The sequence below is a fragment of the Janthinobacterium sp. HH106 genome (assembly GCF_001758725.1).
Classification (GTDB): domain Bacteria; phylum Pseudomonadota; class Gammaproteobacteria; order Burkholderiales; family Burkholderiaceae_D; genus Janthinobacterium.
The window spans coordinates 63,698-86,773 of record NZ_LRIC01000066.1 but is presented as its reverse complement, the minus strand read 5'-3'; the positions used below and the strand labels follow the sequence as shown (position 1 = coordinate 86,773).

Here is a 23,076-nt window from a genome sequence, read left to right as displayed (position 1 = left end):
ACTACAATCAGTGCTCCGTTCACTTGCGCGCACGCCATGAAACACATCCCCCTGTTGCTCTCCTGCCTGCTGCTCAGCGCCTGCGCCACGCGCGCGCCCACCGCCTACACCCTCAATTCGGGTGCCGAACGCACGACGGAACAATTGGCGGTGGTATTCGAACATGCCGACCTGACCCTGCGCATCGATCCGGCCCGCCGCAGCATTGCCGGCGATGCGCGCCTGACCTTCCTGGCCACGCAGCCGATCTCGCGTTTCGCGCTGGACCTGGACCGCAACCTGCCCGTCGATGCCATCGAAATCGACGGCAAGGCGCTGCGGCCGCAAGACTATGCCAACCCGGACGGCCGCCTGAGCATGACCTTGCCGGCCACCCTCGCGGCAGGCGCGCGCACCACCATCCGCATCGTCTACCACGGCGTGCCGCACGTCGCCGTGAAAGCGCCGTGGGATGGCGGCATGGTGTGGTCGAGCACGGCCGATGGCGCGCCGTGGATCGCCAGCGCCGTGCAAGGCGAAGGCTGCGACCTGTTCTGGCCCTGCATCGACCACCCGATGGGCAAGGCCCGGCTGATCGACCAGCACATCCAGGTACCGGCGCCGCTGGTGGCGGCCGGCAACGGCATAGCGCTCGGCATGGATGAGACCGACGGCTGGCGCACCTGGCACTGGCGCGCCAAACATCCGAGCACCTATGGCATCGCCCTGAACGTGGCGCCCTACCGCAGCCTGCAGGGCGAGTATGCGAGCCGCTACGGCAACCGCATCCCCCTGCAATTCTGGTACTTGCCGGAAAGCGAGGCCAAGGCGGGCGCCCTGTTCGCGGAATTGCCGCCCATGCTGGACTTTTTTGAAAGCGTCATCGGCCCCTACCCGTTTGGCGATGAGAAAGTCGGCATCGCCGAAACCCCGCACAAGGGCATGGAACACCAGACCATCAATGCCTATGGCAACAAATTCGCCAAGACCAGCTATGGCTACGATGAATTGCTGCAGCATGAGTTTGCCCATGAATGGTTCGGCAACCAGCTCACCAACAGCAACTGGGACGATATGTGGCTGCACGAAGGCTTCGGCACGTATATGCAGCCGCTGTACATGCAATACCTGCGGGGCGAGCAAGAGTATTTTGCTTCGTTGCAGCAAATGCGCGCCGGCATCGTCAACAAGGCGCCCATGGTCTCGGGCAAGCCGAAAAGCGAGGAAGAAGTCTACGACCAGAAAAAGGGCGGACCGGGCGGCGACCTGTATGTGAAAGGGGCGCTGGTGCTGCACACCTTGCGCGGCCTGATCGGCGACGAGGCCTTCTTCCGCGCCGTGCGCCTGCTCGTCTACGGCACGGAACAGCCGCTGCCGGGCCAGTTCCAGCCGCGCTACGGCAGCACGGCGGAATTCATGGCCATCGTCAACAAAGTCACGGGCAGCAATTACGACTGGTTCTTCCAGGTTTATCTGTACCAGGCGGCATTGCCGGAACTGTCCGCCGTGCGCGACGGCGACACCTTGCGCCTGCTATGGAAGACGCCTGCCGACATCGCCTTCCCGATGCCGGTGGAAGTGCGTATCGGCAAAGAAATCCATACCGTTCCCATGTCGCTGGGCTTCGGCGAACTGCCCCTGCCGGCGGGCGCCACGTACACGCTCGACCCGCACTCGCGCGTGCTGCGCCGCGCCGAGCATATCGAGGCGTTCCAGAAGTTCAGGGAAGAACAGGCGAAGGGGAGGAAGGGGTGACAAAACCTGGGGTCAGACCCCCTCGCACCTGAGCGATGACCTTTGTGTTAGCGGTGTTGAGGGTCTGACCCCGGCCTTTTCGCCGTTCGGACTTATTTCCGAAAGCTCCTGACCGCGTCATTGGCATTCTCGGCAATGACTTGTTGCAGCTTCGGCTGCTTCGCGTATTTCACGCGCAAGCGCTTCCACTGCCGCTGCGCCTGACCGCACGAGCTGGCCACGGCTTGCGTGATCTCGCGCTGGCGCGCCTTGTCGTTGTCATCCCATTCGCCGGCGAAGTGCTCGCACATCTGCGCATTTTCGACGAATTTCGCCACGTCTTGCGGCAACTTTTCCTGCGCACCGGCCAGCAGGGGCAGGAAACTGAACAGCAGAACAAGCAGCAGCTTCATCGCACCTCCTTATTTGCCGATGCAGAAACGGCTGAAGATCACGCCCAGCAGATCGTCAGGCGAAAACTCGCCCGTGATGCTCGACAGCTGCACCTGCGCCAGGCGCAGCTCTTCGGCGAACAGGTCCAGCGACTGGTCGTCCTGCGCCGCGTGCGCGGCGGCGATATCGAGATGCTTGCCGGCCGATTTCAAGGCGATCAGATGGCGTTCACGCGCCAGGTACAGCGATTCGCCCGTCTGCTGCCAGCCGGCGATGCGCAACAGTTCCGCGCGCAGCAGGTCGATACCGATGTGCTCGTGCGCCGACAGATACACGTGGGTGGCGTCCGGCATGTTGTCGACGCCGGGCTTGTGGCCAGAGAGATCGATCTTGTTCCACACGCGCACCACGGGCACGCCTTCCGGGAAGGCGGCGACGATGGTTTCATCGGCCAGCGTGGGGCCATGATCTGCGTCAAGCAGGTGCAAAATCACGTCCGCCTTGCCGATCTCGCCCCAGGTGCGCTCGATGCCGATGCGCTCGACGGCGTCGATGGTGTCGCCCGCGCTGCGGATGCCGGCCGTATCGATGATGTTGAGCGGAATGCCTTCGATCTGGATGGTTTCGCTGACCTTGTCGCGCGTGGTGCCGGCGATCGGCGTGACGATGGCCACGTCGGCGCCCGCCAGCGCGTTCAACAGCGACGATTTACCCACGTTCGGCTGGCCGGCCAGCACCACGTTCAGGCCTTCGCGCAGCAGCGCGCCCTGCGCCGCCTGGGCAAACACTTTATGCAACGCTTCGATGACGGCTTTCAACTGGCCGCGCGCATTCGATTTTTCCAGGAAATCGATTTCCTCTTCCGGAAAGTCCAGGGTCGCCTCGACCAGCATCCTTAAACCCGTCACCTGTTCCACCAGCGCGTGGATGGTGTTCGAGAACGCGCCCGACAGCGATTGCGAGGCGGACTTGGCCGCCGCTTCCGTCGAGGCGTCGATCAGGTCGGCCACGGCTTCGGCTTGCGCCAGGTCCAGCTTGTCATTGAGAAAAGCGCGGCGCGTGAATTCGCCCGGTTCGGCCAGGCGCAAGCCGCTGTCCTTGCCCGCTTCGAGCACGCGCGCCAGCAGCAGCTGCAGCACGATGGGGCCGCCGTGGCCCTGCAATTCCAGCACGTCTTCGCCCGTGTACGAATGCGGGCCCTTGAAGTGAATGGCGATGCCCTGGTCGATGATGCTGCCATCGGCTTCCGTGAACGGCAGATAGGTGGCGTGGCGCGGTTTCAGCGTTTGCGCACCGAACAGGGCCGTCATCAGCGGGGCGAGATTTTTGCCGGAGGCGCGTACCACGCCGATGCCGCCGCGCCCGGGGGCGGTGGCGATGGCGGCGATAGGGGAAGAGTCGAGTTTCATGGGGATATTGTAATAGGTACGGCAAGGGAAGGTGCAGCAACGTAGGTCGGCTTAGCGCGCAGCGCGTAAGCCGACGCAGCACACGCTGGCGATAGTGTCGGATTACGCGTGGCCTTGCCACGCTAATCCGACCTACAAGAATTAAAAAGCCCGCACTAGGCGGGCTTTTACTTCGCTAACCCTGCTTACACAGTGGACGGCGCGTATTTCTTGGTGATCACCCATTGCTGGCCGATCGACAGGACGTTGTTGACGACCCAGTAGAGTACCAGGCCCGACGGGAAGAAGAAGAACATCACCGAGAATGCCAACGGCATGAACAGCATCATCTTCGCCTGCATCGGATCGGCCGGGGCCGGGTTCAGCTTGGTCGTGATGTACATCGAGATCGCGTACAGCACCGGCAGGATGCACCATGGGTCATGCTGGGCCAGGTCGGTGATCCAGCCGATCCATGGCGCGCCGCGGATTTCCACGGACGCGTTCAGCACCCAGTACAGGGCGATAAAGACGGGCATCTGGATCAGGATCGGCAGGCAGCCGCCCAGCGGATTGATTTTTTCCGTCTTGTACAGCTCCATCGTGGCCTGGTTCATCTTTTGCGGATCGCCTTTGTAGCGCTCGCGGATCGCCTGCATCTTCGGCGTGACCAGTTTCATCTTGGCCATGCTGCGGTAGCCGGCGGCCGACAATGGGAAGAACGCCAGCTTGATCAGGATCGTGAAGGCGATGATGGTCCAGCCCCAGTTACCGAGCACGCTGTGGATGTGTTCCATGACCCAGAAGATCGGCTTGGCGATGATGGTCAGCCAGCCGTAATCCTTGACCAGTTCCAGGCCAGGCGAAACGTTTTCCAGCAGGTGCGCGATTTGCGGACCCGAGTACAGCTTGCTGTCCATGCTGGCCGTGGCGCCTGGCGCCAGGGTAGGCAATGGCAGCACGTTGCCGATGGCATACAGGTTGGTGCCGAGCTTTTTCGTGAAGATGTCGCGCTTGGCGTTTTCAGGCGGAACGAAAGCCGACACGAAGAAGTGTTGCGAAATCGCAAACCAGCCGCCATTCGCCGTGGCCGGATGCAGGCCTTTCATGGCGTTGTCGTTGCCCTTCTTCTCGTCTTCCACGGCCGCTTTTTCGATTTTCTCGAACGTCAGCTTCTGGTACTTGTCTTGCGGCGTGTACAGGGTCGGACCCGTGAAGCTGCTGTTGAAGAACGAGTCGCCGACCGGCTTGTTGCCGTCATGCGTCAGTTGCAGATACAGCTGCGGCGTGACAGGGGCCGCGCCCACGTTGGCCACGTCGTGGCGCACGTCGATGACGTAGTCGCCGCGCTTGAACGTAAACGTCTTGGTCAGCTTGACGCCGCCTTCGACCGCTTCCATCACCAGTTGCACTTGCTTGCCGTCACCGAGGGTGCGCACGCCAGGCTGCACGGTGAAACCGCTCGCGTGGGTGGGGAAAGGACCGCCGACCAGGCCCGACTGCGCCAGGTAGGTATGGTTCGCGCCTTCGTCGAACAGCACTTCGTTTTGCTTGCCTTCGTCAGGCTGGCACCATTTGAACAGGCCGAAGCAGCCGCCGAACCAGCCCGGATTGCCCGCGCCCTTGAACTTCAGCAATTCCAGACGCTTGACCTGGCCGCCCAGGGTGTCGATATCGACCTTGATGACGTCGGTGGTGATGGTAATCACTTCGCGTTTGAACGCGGCGGGATCGGTCGCTTCGCCAGGCACGGCGGTCGCGCCGGCAGCAGGCAGGGCGGCCGTCTTGGCCGGGGTGACAGGCGCCTTGGCGGTTTGTTCCGTGTTCGCGGAGAACATCGACGGCTTGCCGTTCGAGATCATCCATTCGTTCCAGAGAATTACCAGCGAGACGGAAAACACGATCCACAGGATGGTACGTTTATTGATATCCATTAGGGTATTTGTCAGGAGTGGTTGCAACCGCAAGCGGTCGTTGAAGATTGTTTGCCATCGGCCGGCGGCACCGGGTCGACGCCCCCTTCATTCCAGGGGTGGCAACGGCACAGGCGCTTGGCAGCCAGCAGGCTGCCCTTGGCCGTACCGTGCACGCGCAGCGCTTCCATCGCGTAATGCGAACAGCTCGGATAGAAACGGCAATTCTGTCCCAGTATGGGGCTGATCAGCAACTGATAAGCACGCAGCAGGAACAGCAGCAGGGTTTTCATGGCGCGGATGGTGGTGGCGCAGCAACAGAACGGGCCTGGGCGGCGATTTGCGCCGCGAACAGGCGGCTCAATTCTTCACGCAGCTCGGCTTTGAGCTTGCTCGTGGTGGCCGGGCCATCCTTGCTGTTGACGGCGCGCGACAAACGCACCACGCAGTCGACCGGCGGCATCGCGCTGTTGCGAAACAGCTCGCGCGTGACGCGCTTGATCGTGTTGCGGGTCGCCGCGCGCGGCGCGAAACGCTTGGCCACAACGACGCCCAGCCGCGCATGCGGCAATTGATTGTGTCGGGTGTACAGCACAAAATGCGCTGTTTTTTGCGAAGGGCGCAAACGAAAAACGGATGAAAATTCATCCGTTTTAACGATACGCCGAAAGCGCGCGAAGTCGTGTGAACCTTCGCGTTGATTGCCGACTGGAGTACAGCTAGCCACGCGATCAGCTGTCAACGACAAGCCTAGACGGCCAGACGTTTGCGGCCCTTTGCGCGACGTGCGTTGAGCACATCACGGCCACCACGGGTAGCCATACGAGCGCGGAAGCCGTGCGTACGCTTGCGGCGAACGACGGAAGGTTGGTAAGTACGTTTCATGTTGGTCTCGCTAAAAACAAAAAAAATGCAAAATCGGGTCTGACGTCCCGTCAGTTTTTGGTGCCAATGACAATCGCGCACTTATGCCAAGGCACAAGCTGGCCAATCTCATCGCCCGCTTGAACGCGCACCAAATCGACTACGCGGAGCGATTTGCGGCCTCCGGTGCTCACTGTGCCTTCGCACAGTTGCGCGCCTCAGCCACAACTCATCACCGCTCGCTACGATTTGGTACTGCGTCGTTAATCCACGCTTAGTCCATATTGTCGTTCCAAATGAATAAACACGGAATACGGGCGGGGAACCCTGAATTATTCAGCATATGCCCCCCTCTTGTCAAGGATTGCCGTGATCCACAGGAAATTTCCGCGCGGCTCCACAACTGCGCCGCAGGCCGCGCCAGCACTGCCTGTGACGGGATAACCGGGGGATAAGTCGCTTCTTATACACATGGCGCCCCACCCCGCCACACAAAAATAAGCGTCGTGCCTGTGGATAACTTTGGCAGTCGGGAGTAGAATAGCGCGTTACGTGTGGCGAGCCCTCGCGCGACGCCGGCCTTGCAACACGGTGACCGCAGGGCAGAATCGATACGCCCTCCCACACCTTTTCACATAGACATACATGGATAATTTCTGGCAGGCCTGTTCCGCGCAGTTGGAACTGGAGCTGACACCGCAACAATTCAGTGCGTGGATCAAACCGCTTATCCCTCTCGATTACGAAGAGGGCAAGCTGCGCATTGCTGCGCCCAATCGCTTCAAGCTCGATTGGGTCAAGACCCAGTTCGCCAGCCGCATCACGGCGCTGGCCATACAGTATTTCGAAGCGCCGACGGAAGTGCAGTTCGTGCTCGACCCGCGCCTGGCCCTGCCGAAAAAGCCAGTCACCGCCAGCACCCCGGCCAGCGATCCGAATGGCGGCGCGCCCAGCGCCCGCCCGGCGGAGCCGCAGCCCAGCGTGCCGGAACTGAGCATCGGCGCCGCGCCGCGCCGCGAGCAGAGCCGCATCAACACCGACCTGACCTTCGACAGCTTCGTGACCGGTAAGGCCAACCAGCTGGCGCGCGCCGCCGCCATCCAGGTGGCGAACAATCCGGGCGTGTCGTATAACCCGCTGTTCTTCTACGGCGGCGTCGGCCTGGGTAAGACCCACTTGATCCATGCCATCGGCAACCAAGTAATGGCCGACAATCCGGGCGCGAAGATCCGCTACATCCACGCGGAACAGTACGTTCGCGACGTAGTGACCGCTTACCAGCGTAAGGGTTTCGACGATTTCAAGCACTACTATCACTCGCTCGACATGCTGCTGATCGATGATATCCAGTTCTTTGGCGGCAAGAGCCGCACGCAGGAAGAGTTTTTCTATGCGTTCGAGGCATTAATTGCTGCGAAGAAACAGATCATCATCACCTCGGATACGTATCCGAAAGAAATCACGGGCATGGACGACCGCCTGATTTCGCGCTTCGACTCGGGCCTGACGGTGGCCATCGAACCGCCGGAACTGGAAATGCGCGTGGCGATTCTGTTGAAAAAAGCCAAGCAGGAAGGCGTGACCTTCTCCGACGACGTGGCCTTCTTTGTCGCCAAGCACCTGCGCTCGAACGTGCGCGAACTCGAAGGCGCGCTGCGCAAAATTCTGGCGTACTCGCGTTTCCATGGCAAAGACATCACCATCGATATCGTCAAGGAAGCCCTGAAGGACTTGCTGTCGGTACAGAACCGCCAGATTTCCGTGGAAAACATCCAGAAAACGGTGGCCGACTTCTTCAATATCAAGGTGGCCGACATGTATTCGAAGCGCCGCCCCGCGAATATCGCCCGGCCGCGCCAGATCGCCATGTACCTGGCCAAGGAATTGACACAGAAGAGTCTGCCGGAAATCGGCGAGCTGTTCGGCGGCCGCGACCACACCACGGTGCTGCATGCCGTGCGCAAGATCGCGCTGGACCGCACCAAGAATCCGGAATGCAACCATGAACTGCATGTACTGGAGCAAACATTGAAAGGCTAAGAACGCCTGACCAAACCTACTGCGCGTCGCGATTCGCGGCCTCCGATGCTCACTGTGCTAAAGCACAGCTCCGCGTCTCGGCCACGACTCACTGCCGCTCGCTACGGTTTTGTCAGGCGTTGCAAGCACGACTGGGCAAGACTGGCTCAAAACGTGCTTTACCCTTATCATCTGGGAGGGCACCGCAGCCGGTCTGTCGGGGCTCCCTATGGCAAGAATTGTTAAATTAATACGTTAAACGTCGTACTGTTCAACCTATACATTGAGGATAAATATGCAATTGGTCAAAACCACCCGAGATACCCTTCTCCGGCCACTGCAGATCGTGAGCGGTATTGTCGAGCGTCGGCACACTATGCCGATTCTGGCCAATATCCTCATCCGCAAAGACGGTGAAAATGTGTCCTTCCTGTCGACCGACACTGAAGTGCAGATCACCACGCACGCGGAAATCGGTTCCGGCGCGGACGTCACCGGTACCACCGTGGCCGCGCGCAAGCTGCTCGACATTTTGCGCGCCCTGCCCGAATCGGGCGACGTCACGATGACCCTGCTCAACAAGCGCCTGACCGTGCAAACGGGCAAGTCGCGCTTCGCCCTGCAAACCCTGGCGGCGGAAGAGTTTCCAACCGTGCAACAGGCGGAGAGCTACAACGCGTCCGTCACCCTGCCCCAAAAAACGCTGAAGCACCTGTTCAACATGGTGCATTTCTCAATGGCGCAGCAAGACATCCGCTATTACCTGAACGGCTTGCTGCTGGTTCTGGATGGTAATAATGTCATCGCCGTGGCCACCGACGGCCACCGCCTGGCGTTTTGCCAGGTCGCCACCGAGCAGACGTTCGCGCGCCAGGAAGTCATTATTCCGCGTAAGACCATCATCGAACTGCAGCGCCTGCTGGAAGAGAACGATGAGCCGGTGCAGCTGGACATCGCCGCCAACCAGGTGAAACTGACCTTTGCCGACATCGAGCTGATCTCGAAGCTGGTGGAAGGCAAGTTCCCCGACTACACGCGCGTGATTCCCAAAGGCTACAAAAACGACTTCACCATCGGCCGCGATGAACTGCTGCGCTCGCTGCAACGTGCCGCCATCATGACCAGCGACAAGTTCAAGGGCGTGCGCTGCATCATCACCCCGGGCAGCATGAAGATCAGCTCGACCAATGCGGACCAGGAAGAAGCCGTCGAAGAGCTGGAAATCGACTACGGCGGCGACTCCGTCGACATCGGCTTCAACGTGACCTACCTGCTGGACGTGCTGAACAACCTGAAGTGCGAATACGTCAATATCGCGCTGGGCGACTCGAACTCGTCCGCCCTGATCTCCATCCCGGACAATGCCGACTTCAAGTATGTCGTCATGCCGATGCGGATCTAAAGACCACAGCAGTGACGTAGGTCGGATGAGCGCAGCGTCATCCGACATGCTGAGCGCCGTCTGTCGGGTTACGCCGTTCCGGCTAATCCGACCTGCGGTCATCAGCCAGCAGCCCCGAATCAATCAGCAATCGTTATTTGAGAAAGCAGTCCATGTCCGAGAATCCACAAGACACCCCGATCCAGGCCAAAACGGAAGAATACGGCGCCTCCTCCATCCAGATCCTGGAAGGCCTGGAAGCCGTACGCAAACGCCCGGGCATGTACATTGGCGACACCTCGGACGGCACCGGCTTGCACCATCTGGTATTCGAAGTGCTGGACAACTCCATCGATGAATCGCTGGCCGGCCACTGCACGGAAATCCACGTCACCATCCACAGCGACAATTCGATCTCGATCACCGACAATGGCCGCGGCGTGCCGACCGGCCTGAAAATGGACGACAAGCACGACCCGAAGCGTTCGGCGGCGGAAATCGTCATGACGGAACTGCACGCGGGCGGCAAGTTCGACCAGAACTCCTATAAAGTGTCGGGCGGTTTGCACGGCGTGGGCGTGTCCTGCGTGAATGGCCTGTCGAAATTGCTGAAACTGACCATCCGCCGCGACGGCAAGGTCCATTACATGGAATTCGTGCGCGGCGTGCCGCAAGACCGCCAGATCGTCATGGTCGGCGACGTCGCCACCTCCCCGATCAAGGTCATCGGCGACACCGACAAACGCGGCACCGACGTGCACTTCTGGGCCGACGAAGAGATTTTCACGCACGTGGAATTCCACTACGAAATCCTGGCCAAGCGCATTCGCGAACTGTCCTTCCTGAACAATGGCGTCAACATCAAGTTGTCCGACCAGCGCACGGGCAAGGAAGAAATCTTCGCTTTCGAAGGCGGCACGCGCGGCTTCGTCGAATACATCAACAAGGCCAAATCGGTCTTGCACCCGACGATTTTCCAGGCTACGGGCGAGCGCCTGTCGGACCAGAACACGAACATCTCGGTCGACGTGTCGATGCAGTGGAACGATGCCTACAATGAACAGGTGTTGTGCTTCACGAATAACATCCCGCAACGCGACGGCGGCACCCACCTGACGGGCTTGCGCGCGGCCATGACGCGCGTGATCAACAAATACATCGATGAACACGAGTTCGCCAAGAAGGCGAAAGTGGAAATCAGCGGCGACGACATGCGCGAAGGCCTGACCTGCGTCCTGTCGGTAAAAGTGCCGGAACCGAAATTCTCGTCGCAGACGAAAGACAAGCTGGTATCGAGCGAAGTGCGCGGTCCTGTCGAAGAGATCGTCGCCAAGACCCTGGCCGATTACCTGCAAGAAAAACCGAACGACGCCAAGATCATTTGCGGCAAGATCGTCGAAGCGGCACGTGCCCGTGAAGCGGCCCGCAAGGCCCGCGACCTGACGCGCCGCAAAGGCATCATGGACGGCCTGGGCCTGTCGGCCAAGCTGGCCGACTGCCAGGAAAAGGACCCCGCCCTGTGCGAACTGTACATCGTCGAGGGTGACTCGGCAGGCGGCTCGGCAAAACAGGGGCGCGACCGCAAGTTCCAGGCGATTCTGCCGCTGCGCGGTAAAGTCTTGAACGTGGAAAAAGCCCGTTTCGAGAAAATGCTGTCGTCGGAGCAGATCACCACCCTGATCGCCACCCTCGGCACCTCGATCGGACCGGACGAATTCAACGTCGAGAAGCTGCGCTACCACCGCATCATCATCATGACCGATGCGGACGTCGACGGCGCCCACATTCGTACCCTGCTGCTGACCCTGTTCTACCGCCAGATGCCGCAACTGGTCGAGCGCGGCCACATCTACATCGCGCAACCGCCGCTGTACAAGGTGAAAGCAGGCCGCGACGAGCGCTATCTGAAAGATGACGCCGAAGAAGCAAGCTACATGATGACGGTGGCGCTGAACACGGCCGTGCTGGTGCCGCGCACAGGCGCGGAAGGCATTTCCGGCGACACCCTGACGGAACTGGTGCGCAAGTTCAACCTGTCGAACACCATCATGACGCGTCTGACGCGCGTCATCGACCGCGCCGCCCTGACGGCCATCATGACGGGCGTACAGCTGGACCTGTCGACCTTGGACCTGGCGGAAACCTCCGCCCTGGCCCTGCAGACGGCCATCAACGACAGCGCCGTGAAAGTGCATGTGCGTTCCGACGACTTGTCGGAAAAACACATGCTGCGCATCGAGCGCATGCACCACGGCAACATCAAAGTCAGCGCCATCGACGCCGACTTCGTGCAAGGCCCGGACTACGCCGTGCTGAGCAGCGGCGCCGCCACCTTCGAAGGCCTGATCGGCGAAGGCGCGTTTGTCCGCCGCGGCGAAGGCGAGCGCATGAAGGAAATCGCCGTGGTCGACTTCCACCAAGCCATGCAATGGCTGCGCGACGAAGCCGAACGCACGGTCTCGAAACAGCGCTACAAAGGTCTGGGCGAAATGAACCCGGACCAGCTGTGGGAAACGACAATGGACCCGACCGTGCGCCGCCTGTTGAAAGTGCAGATCGAAGACGCCATTGCGGCGGACCAGATCTTCACGACCCTGATGGGCGACGACGTGGAACCACGCCGCGCCTTCATCGAAAACAACGCGCTGCGCGCGGGCAATATCGACGTGTAACTGCGACTTGTGGCAGAACCCATAATCTGATATTTTGAGACGCAACCATTGAGATTTTTATTCAACGGGGCGTCTCGATAGCGCGTGTGGCCCGCAACATAATTGATAAAAAAGCCCTCGAATTTTGATTCGTGGGCTTTTTCGTTTCCAGGTAGCTTCTTGTTGCGTGCGGCCGGAGACTCAGGTCGTGATTTTCGGTGACTGAATATCAAAGGACGAAAAATAATGACATCTAAAAAAGAAGGATTTTTAGTCTACTTTGACGAGGCTCGACTCGAACAAGTACTTGATAAAGGATCTTCTGGTATTCCTACTACGTTTTCAGATGCATTGAGCATTCGCGACTGGAGTGTCGGCAAAGTTTGCGTCGCGTTGCTCGGTTTTTCGGAGTCAACCATTGACTATATTTGTCTAGCTAAACGAGGCAAGACGGTTGTCACTGCAAAACAGCGCGTCGAGTTCACTTCGTTTGTTGGCCTGGAAGGTATCCAAGTCTCAGATATCACCGCCCGGTTGGGCGCAGGAATAAAATCACATTTCATTCGCGCATCTAGTGGTGTGGGGGGCGCGTTTCCGACAGCCACATGGCATTCCTTGATCATTGCGCTTAAAGAACTTCGTCCACATATTGCGGCTGAAATCGACAGAGTTTTATCTCTTCAGCGTCTTTCGGGGGTGCGACTCAGCGGTCCATCTGCTGAGGTCGCGTTGCAGGAGCGAGAGGCTATTGGTATCTCGCTAGATATATTTTCTGGCGGCACCGGACTGCGTGAAGAAGTGCTGAGTCAGTGGGCGCCTGTTGAAACGGATGTCGTCCTGAACGCTGACGGCGAAACTGGTACCTTAAAGCCCGCTGACGAATCGTCATTCTTACTCGGGCTGCCTAGTCGGTATATACAGGAGGAGTCCGCACTTCAACACGATCTTATGAACTGGCAAGGGGCCACAGCGCTGCATCAACTCGGCGGTTCCACCTTTAATCTGGGTGATCGACGACTGGATGTTGTTTACGCGAATCGCAATTCATTGGAAACGACGATGGGGGTAGACCTGATCTACTACAACTCCATTTTTGACATGTTCACTCTCGTTCAATACAAGTTAATGCGAGATGAAAATGGGGAAATGGTGTATCGCCAGGATAGTAATATCCATGCAGAATTGGATCGAATGGACCAATTTTATATATCAACGAAAGTTCAAAGCACTGCATCGCAACACAAACATTTTCGTCTAAACGATGACGGATTTTTTTTCAAATTCGTACCAAATCGTGGGATTCAGGCAGCCACGGGAGAGCTTGTAAAAGGTATGTATTGCTCCCGGGAGTATGTTCGCTTTTTGCTCGGACCAGGTGGGCCAAAGGGGCCACAAAATGGGACACGCATTTCGTTTAAGGGAGCTCCGCGCTACTTAACGAATTCTCAATTTTCGGATCACGTGCATGGCGGATGGCTTGGCAGTAGAAGCGACCAATCAAAGGCCATTTTCGAGATGGTGCAGACTCACCTGAGCACTGGCAGAGCGGTCGTCGTCTCCCGTGAAACACGACGCTAAATGCATAGGTGTCGAGCTTGATGACAAGACGGCCCCGCATTGGCTCGACCATATCCCCGAGTTCATCCAAGCTCACGTTTCTCTTCGTGCGTGGCCCGGCAATTGAGAGATAACTAAGTGCCCCAGACCGCACTGGTCTTAAAGTGAAGCCCCATGCCTTCATTACTTGCAAACCTTCTGCCAGCAGGGAGATCGAATCGGTGGAGATGTTCAGATCCTGTGCAAGCTGCTGCTGGGATACCGCCCCGGCGGTATGCTGATTCGTTCCCAGTCCAGTATTGCAAAGGCGGGCTGCAATCAGCACACGTTGGCTGACATCCAGGTAGCGGCGATGCAAATTGATGCTAACCACCGTAGTCTACATTTCAGCATCGTTGGCTGCGGAAAGTCTTCGTAGCGTGGTACGATGCCAAGCTCGGTGCAGGCACGGAGGCGATGGCGCCCATTTACTACTTTGCCCTGATAGCACAGGATGGCTGTGCAGAAGTGCTTGAGCGTGTCCTTCGGATTGTTGTGCTCGTATGCTGTGGTGCATCGACTTGATCACGTTCATCATTGCAGCCTGGCGTATGGCCCATTTCGTTGGGCAGGCCCAGCCGATGATGGATTACACCCTGATCGGCTTACTGGAAAAGATCATTCCAGAAATTCTGGCAAGTAAATTCAGGATCGAGATCGACGATAAAGGGGCGAAGAAGTCCTACGGGATTACGGGCGATTTCATGCAGCACTTCAAGGTCATCGCCGATCAGCACTTGGAAGAAGCAGGTCTTGCCGTCAAGGACATGGACTACACGGCCACCACATATCCAAGAGAAGAGGATCACCCTGTCCACAGCGTCCGGGTTGTACTTAAACAACCTTTAGATCACGGTTATCTGTTCAATCGCTTGCGGCGTCGCAGCGTGGCTAAATTCTTTTCTCGAAAACAAGAGGAAAGAGCTCTAAAGTGATGATCAGGGTATTGCTTGAGCGGCATCCGAAAGCGATCACGAAGCGCTCAATCCGAGCCCTCTGTACTCCTAAGATAGAATGAGCAAAAAATTGTATTGAAATAGGAATAAATTAATGACCAGTAGTCAACAACGTGCCGCCCTGCAACGCCAGATTTGGGCTATCGCTAACGATGTCCGTGGTGCAGTCGATGGCTGGGACTTCAAGCAGTACGTGCTCGGTACTCTGTTTTATCGCTTTATCAGTGAGAACTTCACGGACTATATTACCGGTGGCGATGCGTCAGTGGACTACGCTGCAATGAATGACGATGATGAGAACATTGTAGGGGCTAAAGATGATGCCATCAAAACCAAGGGTTACTTTATCTACCCCAGCCAGTTGTTTGTCAATGTGAGCGCCAAAGCCAATAACAACGAAAGTCTGAATACCGATCTAGCTGCCATTTTTTCTGACATCGAAAGTTCCGCCAACGGCTATCCTTCGGAGCACGACATCAAAGGCTTGTTTGCCGATTTCGACACCACCAGTAACCGCCTCGGTAACACGGTGAAGGACAAAAATCTTCGCTTGGCTGCCGTGCTCAAGGGCGTGGCTGAACTGGATTTCGGCGACTTCGATGCCAGCCACATTGATCTGTTTGGCGATGCCTACGAATTTCTTATCTCGAATTATGCTGCGAATGCAGGTAAATCAGGCGGTGAGTTTTTCACGCCGCAGAATGTCTCCAAGTTGATCGCCCAGCTTGTAATGCACAAGCAAACTAGCGTCAATAAGATTTACGATCCAGCCTGCGGCTCAGGCTCGTTGCTGCTTCAAGCAAAAAAACACTTCGACGCTCACATCATCGAAGATGGATTTTTTGGGCAGGAACTCAACCACACCACATATAACCTGGCTCGGATGAACATGTTCTTGCATAACATCAACTATGACAAGTTCAACATCCAGCTGGGCGACACTCTGCGAGATCCGCATTTTGGGGATGACAAACCGTTCGATGCCATCGTCTCTAACCCACCGTATTCGGTCAAGTGGATCGGCTTGGATGATCCCACCCTGATTAACGATGACCGATTTGCGCCTGCGGGCGTGCTAGCTCCAAAGTCCAAGGCAGACTTCGCCTTTGTGCTGCATGCTCTTAGCTACCTTTCAAGCAAAGGTAGAGCTGCTATTGTCTGCTTCCCGGGAATTTTTTATCGCGGGGGTGCCGAACAGAAAATTCGCCAGTATCTGGTCGATAACAACTATGTGGAAACGGTGATTTCGCTTGCACCTAACTTGTTTTTTGGCACCACGATTTCCGTGAATATTCTGGTGCTGGCGAAGAACAAGAAAGACACCAATACCCAGTTCATTGATGCCAGCGGGCTGTTCAAGAAAGAAATTAATAACAACATCCTCATTGATAACGACGACGAGAAAAATCCTGGGCACATTCAGCAGATCATGCAGGTGTTTGATAGCAAGAAAGATGTTGATCACTTCGCCAAAGCGGTAAGTCTTGATACCGTCGCTGCCAACGACTACAACTTGTCTGTCAGCTGCTATATCGAAGCCAGGGATAACCGCGAGGTAGTGGACATTACCAAGATCAATGCCGAGCTTATGACTACAGTTACTAAAATCGACCGACTACGGAAAGACATCGATGCGATTGTTGCTGAGATTGAAGGAGAGGAGCTGAAAGCATGAGCAGCTTGAGCTTTATGGAGAAACTGCTAGATGGTGTTAAGGTGGAGTGGAAGGCACTGAGTGAGCTTGGTGAGTTGGTTCGCGGCAACGGATTGCAGAAGAAGGATTTCACGGAATCAGGCGTTCCCGCCATTCACTACGGCCAGATTTATACTTACTACGATCTATCTACCATTAAAACAAAATCCTTCGTTTCGCCAGAGCTCGCTAAACAACTACGAAAAGTTGAAAAAGGTGATGTTGTAATTACAAATACAAGCGAAAACCTTGAAGATGTGGGTAAGGCACTGGTGTATCTTGGCGAGATACAAGCTGTCACCGGCGGTCATGCAACCGTCTTTAAACCAGGCGAGTGTATTTTGGGTAAATACTTTGCCTATTTCACCCAGACAGAAGTGTTTTCAAGCGAGAAAAGAAAGTATGCAAAAGGAACAAAGGTGATCGATGTTTCTGCCGCTGACATGGCGAAAATAAGTATCCCCATTCCTTGCCCAGAAAACCCCAAAAAATCGCTTGAAATCCAATCCAAAATTGTCAGCATCCTGGACGCGTTTACCGAGCTTACCACTGAGCTTACCACCGAGCTTACCGTCCGAAAAAAACAATACAATTACTATCGTGATCAGTTGTTGCATTTTGAAGATGGGAGCGTGGAGTGGAAGACGCTTGGGGATGTGGCAACAATTGGCACGGGTAGTCATGATACTCAAGACTCCATTGACGATGGCGAATATATTTTTTATGCCCGCGGTCGTGCGCCGTTAAGACTAAACGAGTTTGATTTTGATGAAACTGCGATCATCACTGCAGGGGATGGTGCAGGTGTAGGAAAAGTATTTCATTATGCCCAAGGTAAATATGCGCTGCATCAACGAGCATACCGTATCGTTCCGCGTGAAATGATGCATCCCCGATTTGTATATCACTGCATAAGATCATATTTCTATGTGTACATACAGAAAGCATCGGTGAGTTCATCTGTTACCTCACTTCGTAGACCAATGTTTTTAAATTTTCCGATACCCACTCCATCGCTTGCCGAACAAGCTCGCATTGCCGCCATTCTCGATAAGTTCGATGCCCTGACTAATTCGATCAGCGAAGGATTGCCACGCGAAATCGAATTGCGTAAGAAGCAATATGCGTACTATCGTAATCTCCTGTTTAGCTTCCCAAAGCCGGAAGAGGTATCTGCATAATATGAGTAAGACGCTTAAGGAAATCGCCCAGCAGCTGAAGGCCGCCAACAAGAAGGTGCAACTTATCTACGCGTTTAACGGCACGGGCAAGACACGCCTCTCGCGAGAGTTAAAGCAGCTGGTTGCGCCTAAAACCGAAGGTGAAGAAGCCAGCCAAGGTGAGCTTTCACGTAACAAAATCTTGTATTACAGCGCCTTCACGGAAGATTTGTTTTACTGGGATAACGACTTAGACGGTGACGCCGAGCCCAAACTGAGAATTCAGGCCAACACCTTCACGGATTGGGTGCTGATGGATCAAGGTCAGGATATGAACGTTATCACGACGTTCCAGCGTTACACCCACGACAAGCTGACTCCACACTTCAATACCGAGCGAACAGAAGAAGGCGATGGCGGTACCCAGATCACTATCAAAGCGTTCTCGGAAGTCACGTTCACGATGGAGCGCGGTGACGCCACGCATTCTGGAAAACTGAAAATATCCAAAGGTGAGGAAAGCAACTTTATCTGGAGTATTTTCTACACATTGCTTGAGCTGGTGGTTGGTGTGCTTAATGTTGCCGAGCCAAGTGATCGAGAAACAGCCAACTTCAATGAGCTTGAGTATGTATTTATTGATGATCCGGTAAGTTCACTGGATGAGAATCATCTGATTCAGCTGGCCGTAAATCTGGGGCAACTGATCAAATCGAGTGCCTCAGAGGTCAAGTTTATCGTGTCTACTCATAGCCAGTCCTTCTACAACGTGCTCTACAACGAGGTCGGTGCTAAGAGTGGATTGATTTTGAGTCGTTTTGATGACGGCACCTTTGCTTTGGAGGAGAAGTTCGGCGATTCAAACAAGAGCTTTTCATATCACCTTCACATCAAGAATCTGATCGAACAGGCAGTGGTTGAAAATAGCATTCAGCGATACCACTTCGCATTGTTGCGCAATCTGTATGAGAAGACCGCCAGCTTTCTAGGATTCCGAAGTTGGACAGATTTGTTGCCTGGTGATAAGAAGGCATACGCAAATCGAATCATGCACTTTTATACTCACAACACCTTATCCATCGAACAGATAGCCGAACCGACACAACCGGAAAAGGAAATGGTTGCTAGGTTAATGGAAAATCTCAACACTTTTGGCTACTGGCAGCAGGGACAACAAAATGGTTGATTACATGAAACCCATTGCTGAATCCAGCAATTTCATCGTTCTGGAAAAATACACCCAAGAGTGGAAAGTTGCAGACAGCTACCAGAGTGAAGGGGATCTGGAGCGTGAGTTCATTCAAGATTTGCAAAACCAGGGTTATGAATACCTGTCCGGTTTGAACACGCCCGACGCCTTGCTAAAAAATGTGCGTTTCCAGCTGCAAGCGCTCAATAACGTGCAGTTTACAGACAGCGAATGGCTGCGCTTTGTGGAAAGTTGGCTGGACAAACCAAGTGATGGCATCGTCGAGAAAACTCGCAAGATTCATGACGACTTTATCCACGACTTTGTCTTTGATGATGGTCGTATAAAGAACATCTACCTGCTGGACAAGAAAAACATTGCTTGCAACAAGGTGCAGGTAATTAAGCAGTTTGAGCAGAAAGGCAGTCATGCCAGCCGTTATGACGTGACGATTCTGGTCAATGGTCTGCCGCTGGTACAGGTGGAGCTGAAGAAGCGTGGCGTGGCAATCCGTGAAGCCTTCAACCAGGTGCACCGCTACAGCAAGGAGAGCTTCAACAGCGCGAATTCCTTGTTCAAGTACGTGCAACTGTTCGTGATCTCCAATGGTACCGACAGCCGTTACTTCGCCAACACCACGCAGCGTAACAAGAACAGCTTCGACTTCACCATGAACTGGGCGAAGGCAGATAACTCCCTGATCAAGGACTTAAAGGATTTCACGGCTACCTTCTTTCAGAAGCATACGCTGCTCAATGTGCTGCTGCACTTCTCAGTGTTCGATGTCAGCAACACGCTGCTGGTTATGCGTCCCTACCAGATTGCAGCCACGGAACGCGTTTTGTGGAAGATCAGAAGCAGCGATCAGGCCAAGAACTGGAGCAATACGGAAAGTGGCGGGTTCATCTGGCATACCACCGGTTCGGGTAAGACGCTGACCAGCTTCAAGGCGGCACGCCTGGCCACCGAGCTGGAATTCATTGACAAGGTGTTCTTCGTGGTTGACCGCAAGGATCTCGACTACCAGACCATGAAGGAATATCAGCGCTTCTCGCCGGACAGCGTGAATGGTTCGGACAGCACGGCGGGCCTGAAGCGCAACTTGGAGAAGGACGACAACAAGATCGTCGTCACTACCATCCAGAAGCTCAACAACTTGATGAAGACTGAGACTGACTTGCCCATCTACGGCAAGCAAGTGGTGTTCATTTTTGACGAGTGCCATCGCAGCCAGTTCGGTGAAGCACAGAAGAATCTGAAGAAGAAGTTCAAGAAATTCTGTCAGTTCGGCTTTACCGGCACGCCAATTTTTCCGGAGAACGCATTGGGTGCAGAGACCACTGCCAGCGTGTTTGGCCGTGAACTGCATTCGTATGTGATCACCGATGCGATCCGCGACGAGAAGGTCCTGAAGTTCAAGGTAGACTACAATGATGTGCGCCCGCAGTTCAAGGCCATCGAAACCGAGAAGGATGAGAAGAAGCTAAGTGCGGCAGAGAACAAGCAAGCCTTATTGCACCCTGACCGTATCAGTGAAATTACCCAGTACATCGTCAACAACTTCCGGCAGAAGACCCGTCGCCTGAACGCAGGCAACAAGGGCTTCAATTCCATGTTTGCAGTCAGCAGCGTGGATGCAGCCAAACTGTACTACGAATGCTTCAGGGAACTGCAGAAGAACAGTGACAAGCCACTGAAGGTGGCCACCATCTTCTCGTTCGCTGCCAACGAAGAACAGGATGCGATTGGCGATATCCAGGATGAAAGCTTTGATGTGTCCGCCCTGAACACGAGTGCCAAGGAGTTCTTGAGTGCGGCCATCGACGACTATAACGCGCTGTTCAAGACCAGCTTCAGCGTGGACAGCAATGGCTTTCAGAACTACTACCGTGATCTGGCCAAGCAAGTCAAAGCTAAGGAGATTGACGTGCTAATCGTGGTGGGCATGTTCCTGACGGGCTTTGATGCCCCCACGCTTAACACGCTCTTTGTGGATAAGAACCTGCGCTACCACGGCTTGATGCAAGCTTATTCGCGCACCAACCGCATCTTTGACGCCACCAAGACCTTCGGCAACATCGTCACCTTCCGTGACTTGGAGCAGGCCACGGTTGATGCCATCACCTTGTTCGGTGACAAGAACACCAAGAACGTCGTGCTTGAGAAAAGCTACAAGGAATACATGGAAGGCTTCACCGACTTAGTGACCGGTGAGGCAAGGCGTGGATTTGTGGACGTGGTGAGAGAGTTAGAGCAACGGTTTCCTAACCCTGCAGCCATCGAAAAGGAAGCCGACAAGAAGGCATTTGCCAAGCTGTTTGGCGAGTATATGCGGGTGGAAAACGTACTACAGAACTATGACGAGTTCGCCAGCCTGAAGGAGTTGCAAACCATCGACATCGCCGACTCGGCTGCTGTGGAGGCGTTCAAGGCCAAGCACTATTTGAGCGATGACGATCTGACGGTGCTACAGGCCATCCCGATTCCTGCCGAACGGAAGCTTCAGGACTACCGCTCGACCTATAACGACGTACGGGACTGGTTGCGTCGAGAAAAATCTGGTGCTGAGAAGGAAAAATCGACCATCGACTGGGATGACGTAGTCTTTGAGGTTGATCTGCTCAAATCGCAGGAGATCAACCTGGATTACATCCTGGAGCTGATCTTCGAGCATAACAAGAAGATCAAGAGCAAATCAGAATTGGTGGATGAAGTGCGGCGGGTGATTCGAGCCAGTCTGGGAACCCGTGCAAAAGAAAGTTTGGTGGTGGACTTTATCAATCAGACTGATCTGGACAGGATAGACGATGCAGCTAGTGTAATCGAGGCTTTTTACATGTATGCCAGAGTCGTTCAGCGCCAAGAAACTGAAGAGCTAATCAACGCCGAGAACTTGAACGCAGAGGCAGCACGACGCTATATCGCCACATCACTCAAAAGAGAATTTGCCAGTGATAATGGCACGGAACTTAACGCCATCCTGCCAAAAATGAGCCCTCTCAATCCGCAATTTCTGAAAACAAAGCAAAGCGTCTTCCAAAAAATTTCTGGGTTTGTTGATAAGTTTAAAGGTGTGGGTGGGCAGGTCTAAATGCATCGATTGGATATTTTCTATGAGCTTCACTTATCCCGAAGGAGCTAGGGGGGGGTAATCAGCCTTCAGCTCAAGCGGTACCTGTGCCTTGTACGCCAAGTTGTCATCGAGCGTTCCAAAACTTTAAACGCGATATTCGTAAACTACTGAGATCCTGTACAGCATGAATATGAACAAGAAACCGTTTCCACCGTACTAGTTATCGATTTACTACTTTAGCATGAGGCAAATCCCAATATCCCTCACAGCTACCGTCCTGATTAACCGTCAATACTTCCACGATCAGTTTCTTCACACAAATCGGGATCAAGGCTATTTGGATTAATGGTCATGAGTCATACCAGTCTGGAAATCAATGGAAGCATTGTGCCATAAAGTTGGTAGCCCGTAACGCTGGCTGTTCTCGGACAACGGGTAGCGAGTGAACGGCTAAGCTTAGGCTGGCCAAGAATAATTGCGAGGACTTGGGGCAAAACGAGTCGAAAATAATAGATATCGTGGCGGGAACGGAGCAGGTGGGGAGCTAATTTCACAGGAATCACCTCTATGTAAGGTGAAATACCTGTTTGGAACACCCGAAAAATTGAGAAGAAAATTCCTCAATCAGATCAGCAACTTAGAATCTTGGTGGCCCAGGGTGGGATCGAGCCACCGACATAAGGATTTTCAATCCTCAGCTCTAATAATACTCCCCATCTCTAATTACTTATACCCCCATCAAAAAGGATGATTTCAACAATTTGACCGACAAGGAAAAAGGAAATATTTCACTCACGCAAAATGGTATAGAACCAATTGCAAAACAATAAAATAAAATAACGAGAAAGATATTGATTTCATAAACCGTACCGTGAAAGATCAAAGAATATTTTTCCCTATTTTTTCCCTATTTTTTCTAATCCCTACCATGATAACTGCCAAGTTAATATTAAAATTTCTTAGATCATTGACTATGGAGGATCGATTGAGGAAGTTGACAACGACACCAATCGAAGATTACTCAATCTAAAACCATTCAAAATTAGTTGCTTTTTACGACCTCCAAAACGTAATAGCAATCCGTATG

General features: G+C 54.7%; 16 protein-coding genes. 10 read left to right on the top strand and 6 right to left on the bottom strand.

Annotated features, from left to right (window positions below; all coding sequences use genetic code 11):
* The first annotated feature begins 36 nt into the window (after positions 1-36).
* The gene (locus JAB8_RS25180) at positions 37-1,734 is read left to right on the top strand and encodes a M1 family metallopeptidase (RefSeq protein ID WP_070291980.1); all 1,698 of its coding nucleotides are present in this window, start codon (positions 37-39) and stop codon (positions 1,732-1,734) included.
* Between the two features lie 92 nt (positions 1,735-1,826).
* Here JAB8_RS25180 and JAB8_RS25175 read toward each other — a convergent pair whose 3' ends face one another.
* From JAB8_RS25175 to rpmH, 6 genes are all read right to left on the bottom strand, one after another.
* Positions 1,827-2,126 carry a hypothetical protein gene (locus JAB8_RS25175; protein WP_070291978.1) on the bottom strand — a complete coding sequence of 100 codons (300 nt, stop codon included), beginning with the start codon at positions 2,124-2,126 and terminating at the stop codon, positions 1,827-1,829.
* A 9-nt stretch (positions 2,127-2,135) separates the two neighbouring features.
* Positions 2,136-3,515, bottom strand: coding sequence for a tRNA uridine-5-carboxymethylaminomethyl(34) synthesis GTPase MnmE (gene mnmE, locus JAB8_RS25170; protein WP_070291976.1), 1,380 nt, complete (start codon positions 3,513-3,515; stop codon positions 2,136-2,138).
* A 185-nt stretch (positions 3,516-3,700) separates the two neighbouring features.
* A complete protein-coding gene (yidC, locus tag JAB8_RS25165; RefSeq protein WP_070291974.1) occupies positions 3,701-5,428 on the bottom strand; it encodes a membrane protein insertase YidC in 1,728 nt (575 codons plus the stop codon).
* 11 nt (positions 5,429-5,439) lie between these two features.
* Positions 5,440-5,700, bottom strand: a complete 261-nt coding sequence (gene yidD, locus JAB8_RS25160) for a membrane protein insertion efficiency factor YidD (RefSeq protein ID WP_070291972.1) — start codon at positions 5,698-5,700, stop codon at positions 5,440-5,442.
* Positions 5,697-6,134, bottom strand: a complete 438-nt coding sequence (gene rnpA / locus JAB8_RS25155) for a ribonuclease P protein component (protein WP_071650299.1) — start codon at positions 6,132-6,134, stop codon at positions 5,697-5,699. The genes yidD and rnpA overlap by 4 nt, the downstream gene beginning before the upstream one ends.
* Before the next feature lie 23 nt (positions 6,135-6,157).
* Entirely contained in the window at positions 6,158-6,292 is a 135-nt protein-coding gene (gene rpmH, locus JAB8_RS28355) for a 50S ribosomal protein L34 (RefSeq protein ID WP_010401996.1), read from the bottom strand.
* A gap of 624 nt (positions 6,293-6,916) precedes the next feature.
* On the opposite strand from rpmH, the gene dnaA reads away from it, so the two are divergent.
* From dnaA to JAB8_RS25115, 9 genes are all read left to right on the top strand, one after another.
* On the top strand, positions 6,917-8,311 hold the full coding sequence (dnaA, locus tag JAB8_RS25150; protein ID WP_070224767.1) for a chromosomal replication initiator protein DnaA: 1,395 nt from the start codon (positions 6,917-6,919) through the stop codon (positions 8,309-8,311).
* A 274-nt stretch (positions 8,312-8,585) separates the two neighbouring features.
* On the top strand, positions 8,586-9,692 hold the full coding sequence (dnaN, locus tag JAB8_RS25145; RefSeq protein ID WP_034754341.1) for a DNA polymerase III subunit beta: 1,107 nt from the start codon (positions 8,586-8,588) through the stop codon (positions 9,690-9,692).
* Between the two features lie 152 nt (positions 9,693-9,844).
* Positions 9,845-12,343: a DNA topoisomerase (ATP-hydrolyzing) subunit B gene (gene gyrB, locus JAB8_RS25140; protein WP_070291970.1), complete on the top strand. Its 2,499-nt coding sequence runs from the start codon at positions 9,845-9,847 to the stop codon at positions 12,341-12,343.
* 225 nt (positions 12,344-12,568) lie between these two features.
* Positions 12,569-13,900 (top strand): hypothetical protein, encoded by a 1,332-nt coding sequence (locus JAB8_RS28350; protein WP_070308508.1) that lies wholly within the window; start codon positions 12,569-12,571, stop codon positions 13,898-13,900.
* A gap of 539 nt (positions 13,901-14,439) precedes the next feature.
* Entirely contained in the window at positions 14,440-14,853 is a 414-nt protein-coding gene (locus JAB8_RS25135) for a hypothetical protein (RefSeq protein ID WP_139143181.1), read from the top strand.
* A 115-nt stretch (positions 14,854-14,968) separates the two neighbouring features.
* A complete protein-coding gene (locus tag JAB8_RS25130) occupies positions 14,969-16,549 on the top strand; it encodes a type I restriction-modification system subunit M (protein ID WP_070291966.1) in 1,581 nt (526 codons plus the stop codon).
* The gene (locus JAB8_RS25125) at positions 16,546-17,748 is read left to right on the top strand and encodes a restriction endonuclease subunit S (protein WP_070291964.1); all 1,203 of its coding nucleotides are present in this window, start codon (positions 16,546-16,548) and stop codon (positions 17,746-17,748) included. Before JAB8_RS25130 ends, JAB8_RS25125 begins: the two co-directional genes overlap by 4 nt.
* 1 nt (position 17,749) lies before the next feature.
* Entirely contained in the window at positions 17,750-18,913 is a 1,164-nt protein-coding gene (locus JAB8_RS25120) for an AAA family ATPase (RefSeq protein WP_070291962.1), read from the top strand.
* On the top strand, positions 18,906-22,007 hold the full coding sequence (locus JAB8_RS25115; protein WP_070291960.1) for a type I restriction endonuclease subunit R: 3,102 nt from the start codon (positions 18,906-18,908) through the stop codon (positions 22,005-22,007). The genes JAB8_RS25120 and JAB8_RS25115 overlap by 8 nt, the downstream gene beginning before the upstream one ends.
* The last annotated feature ends 1,069 nt before the right edge of the window (positions 22,008-23,076 follow it).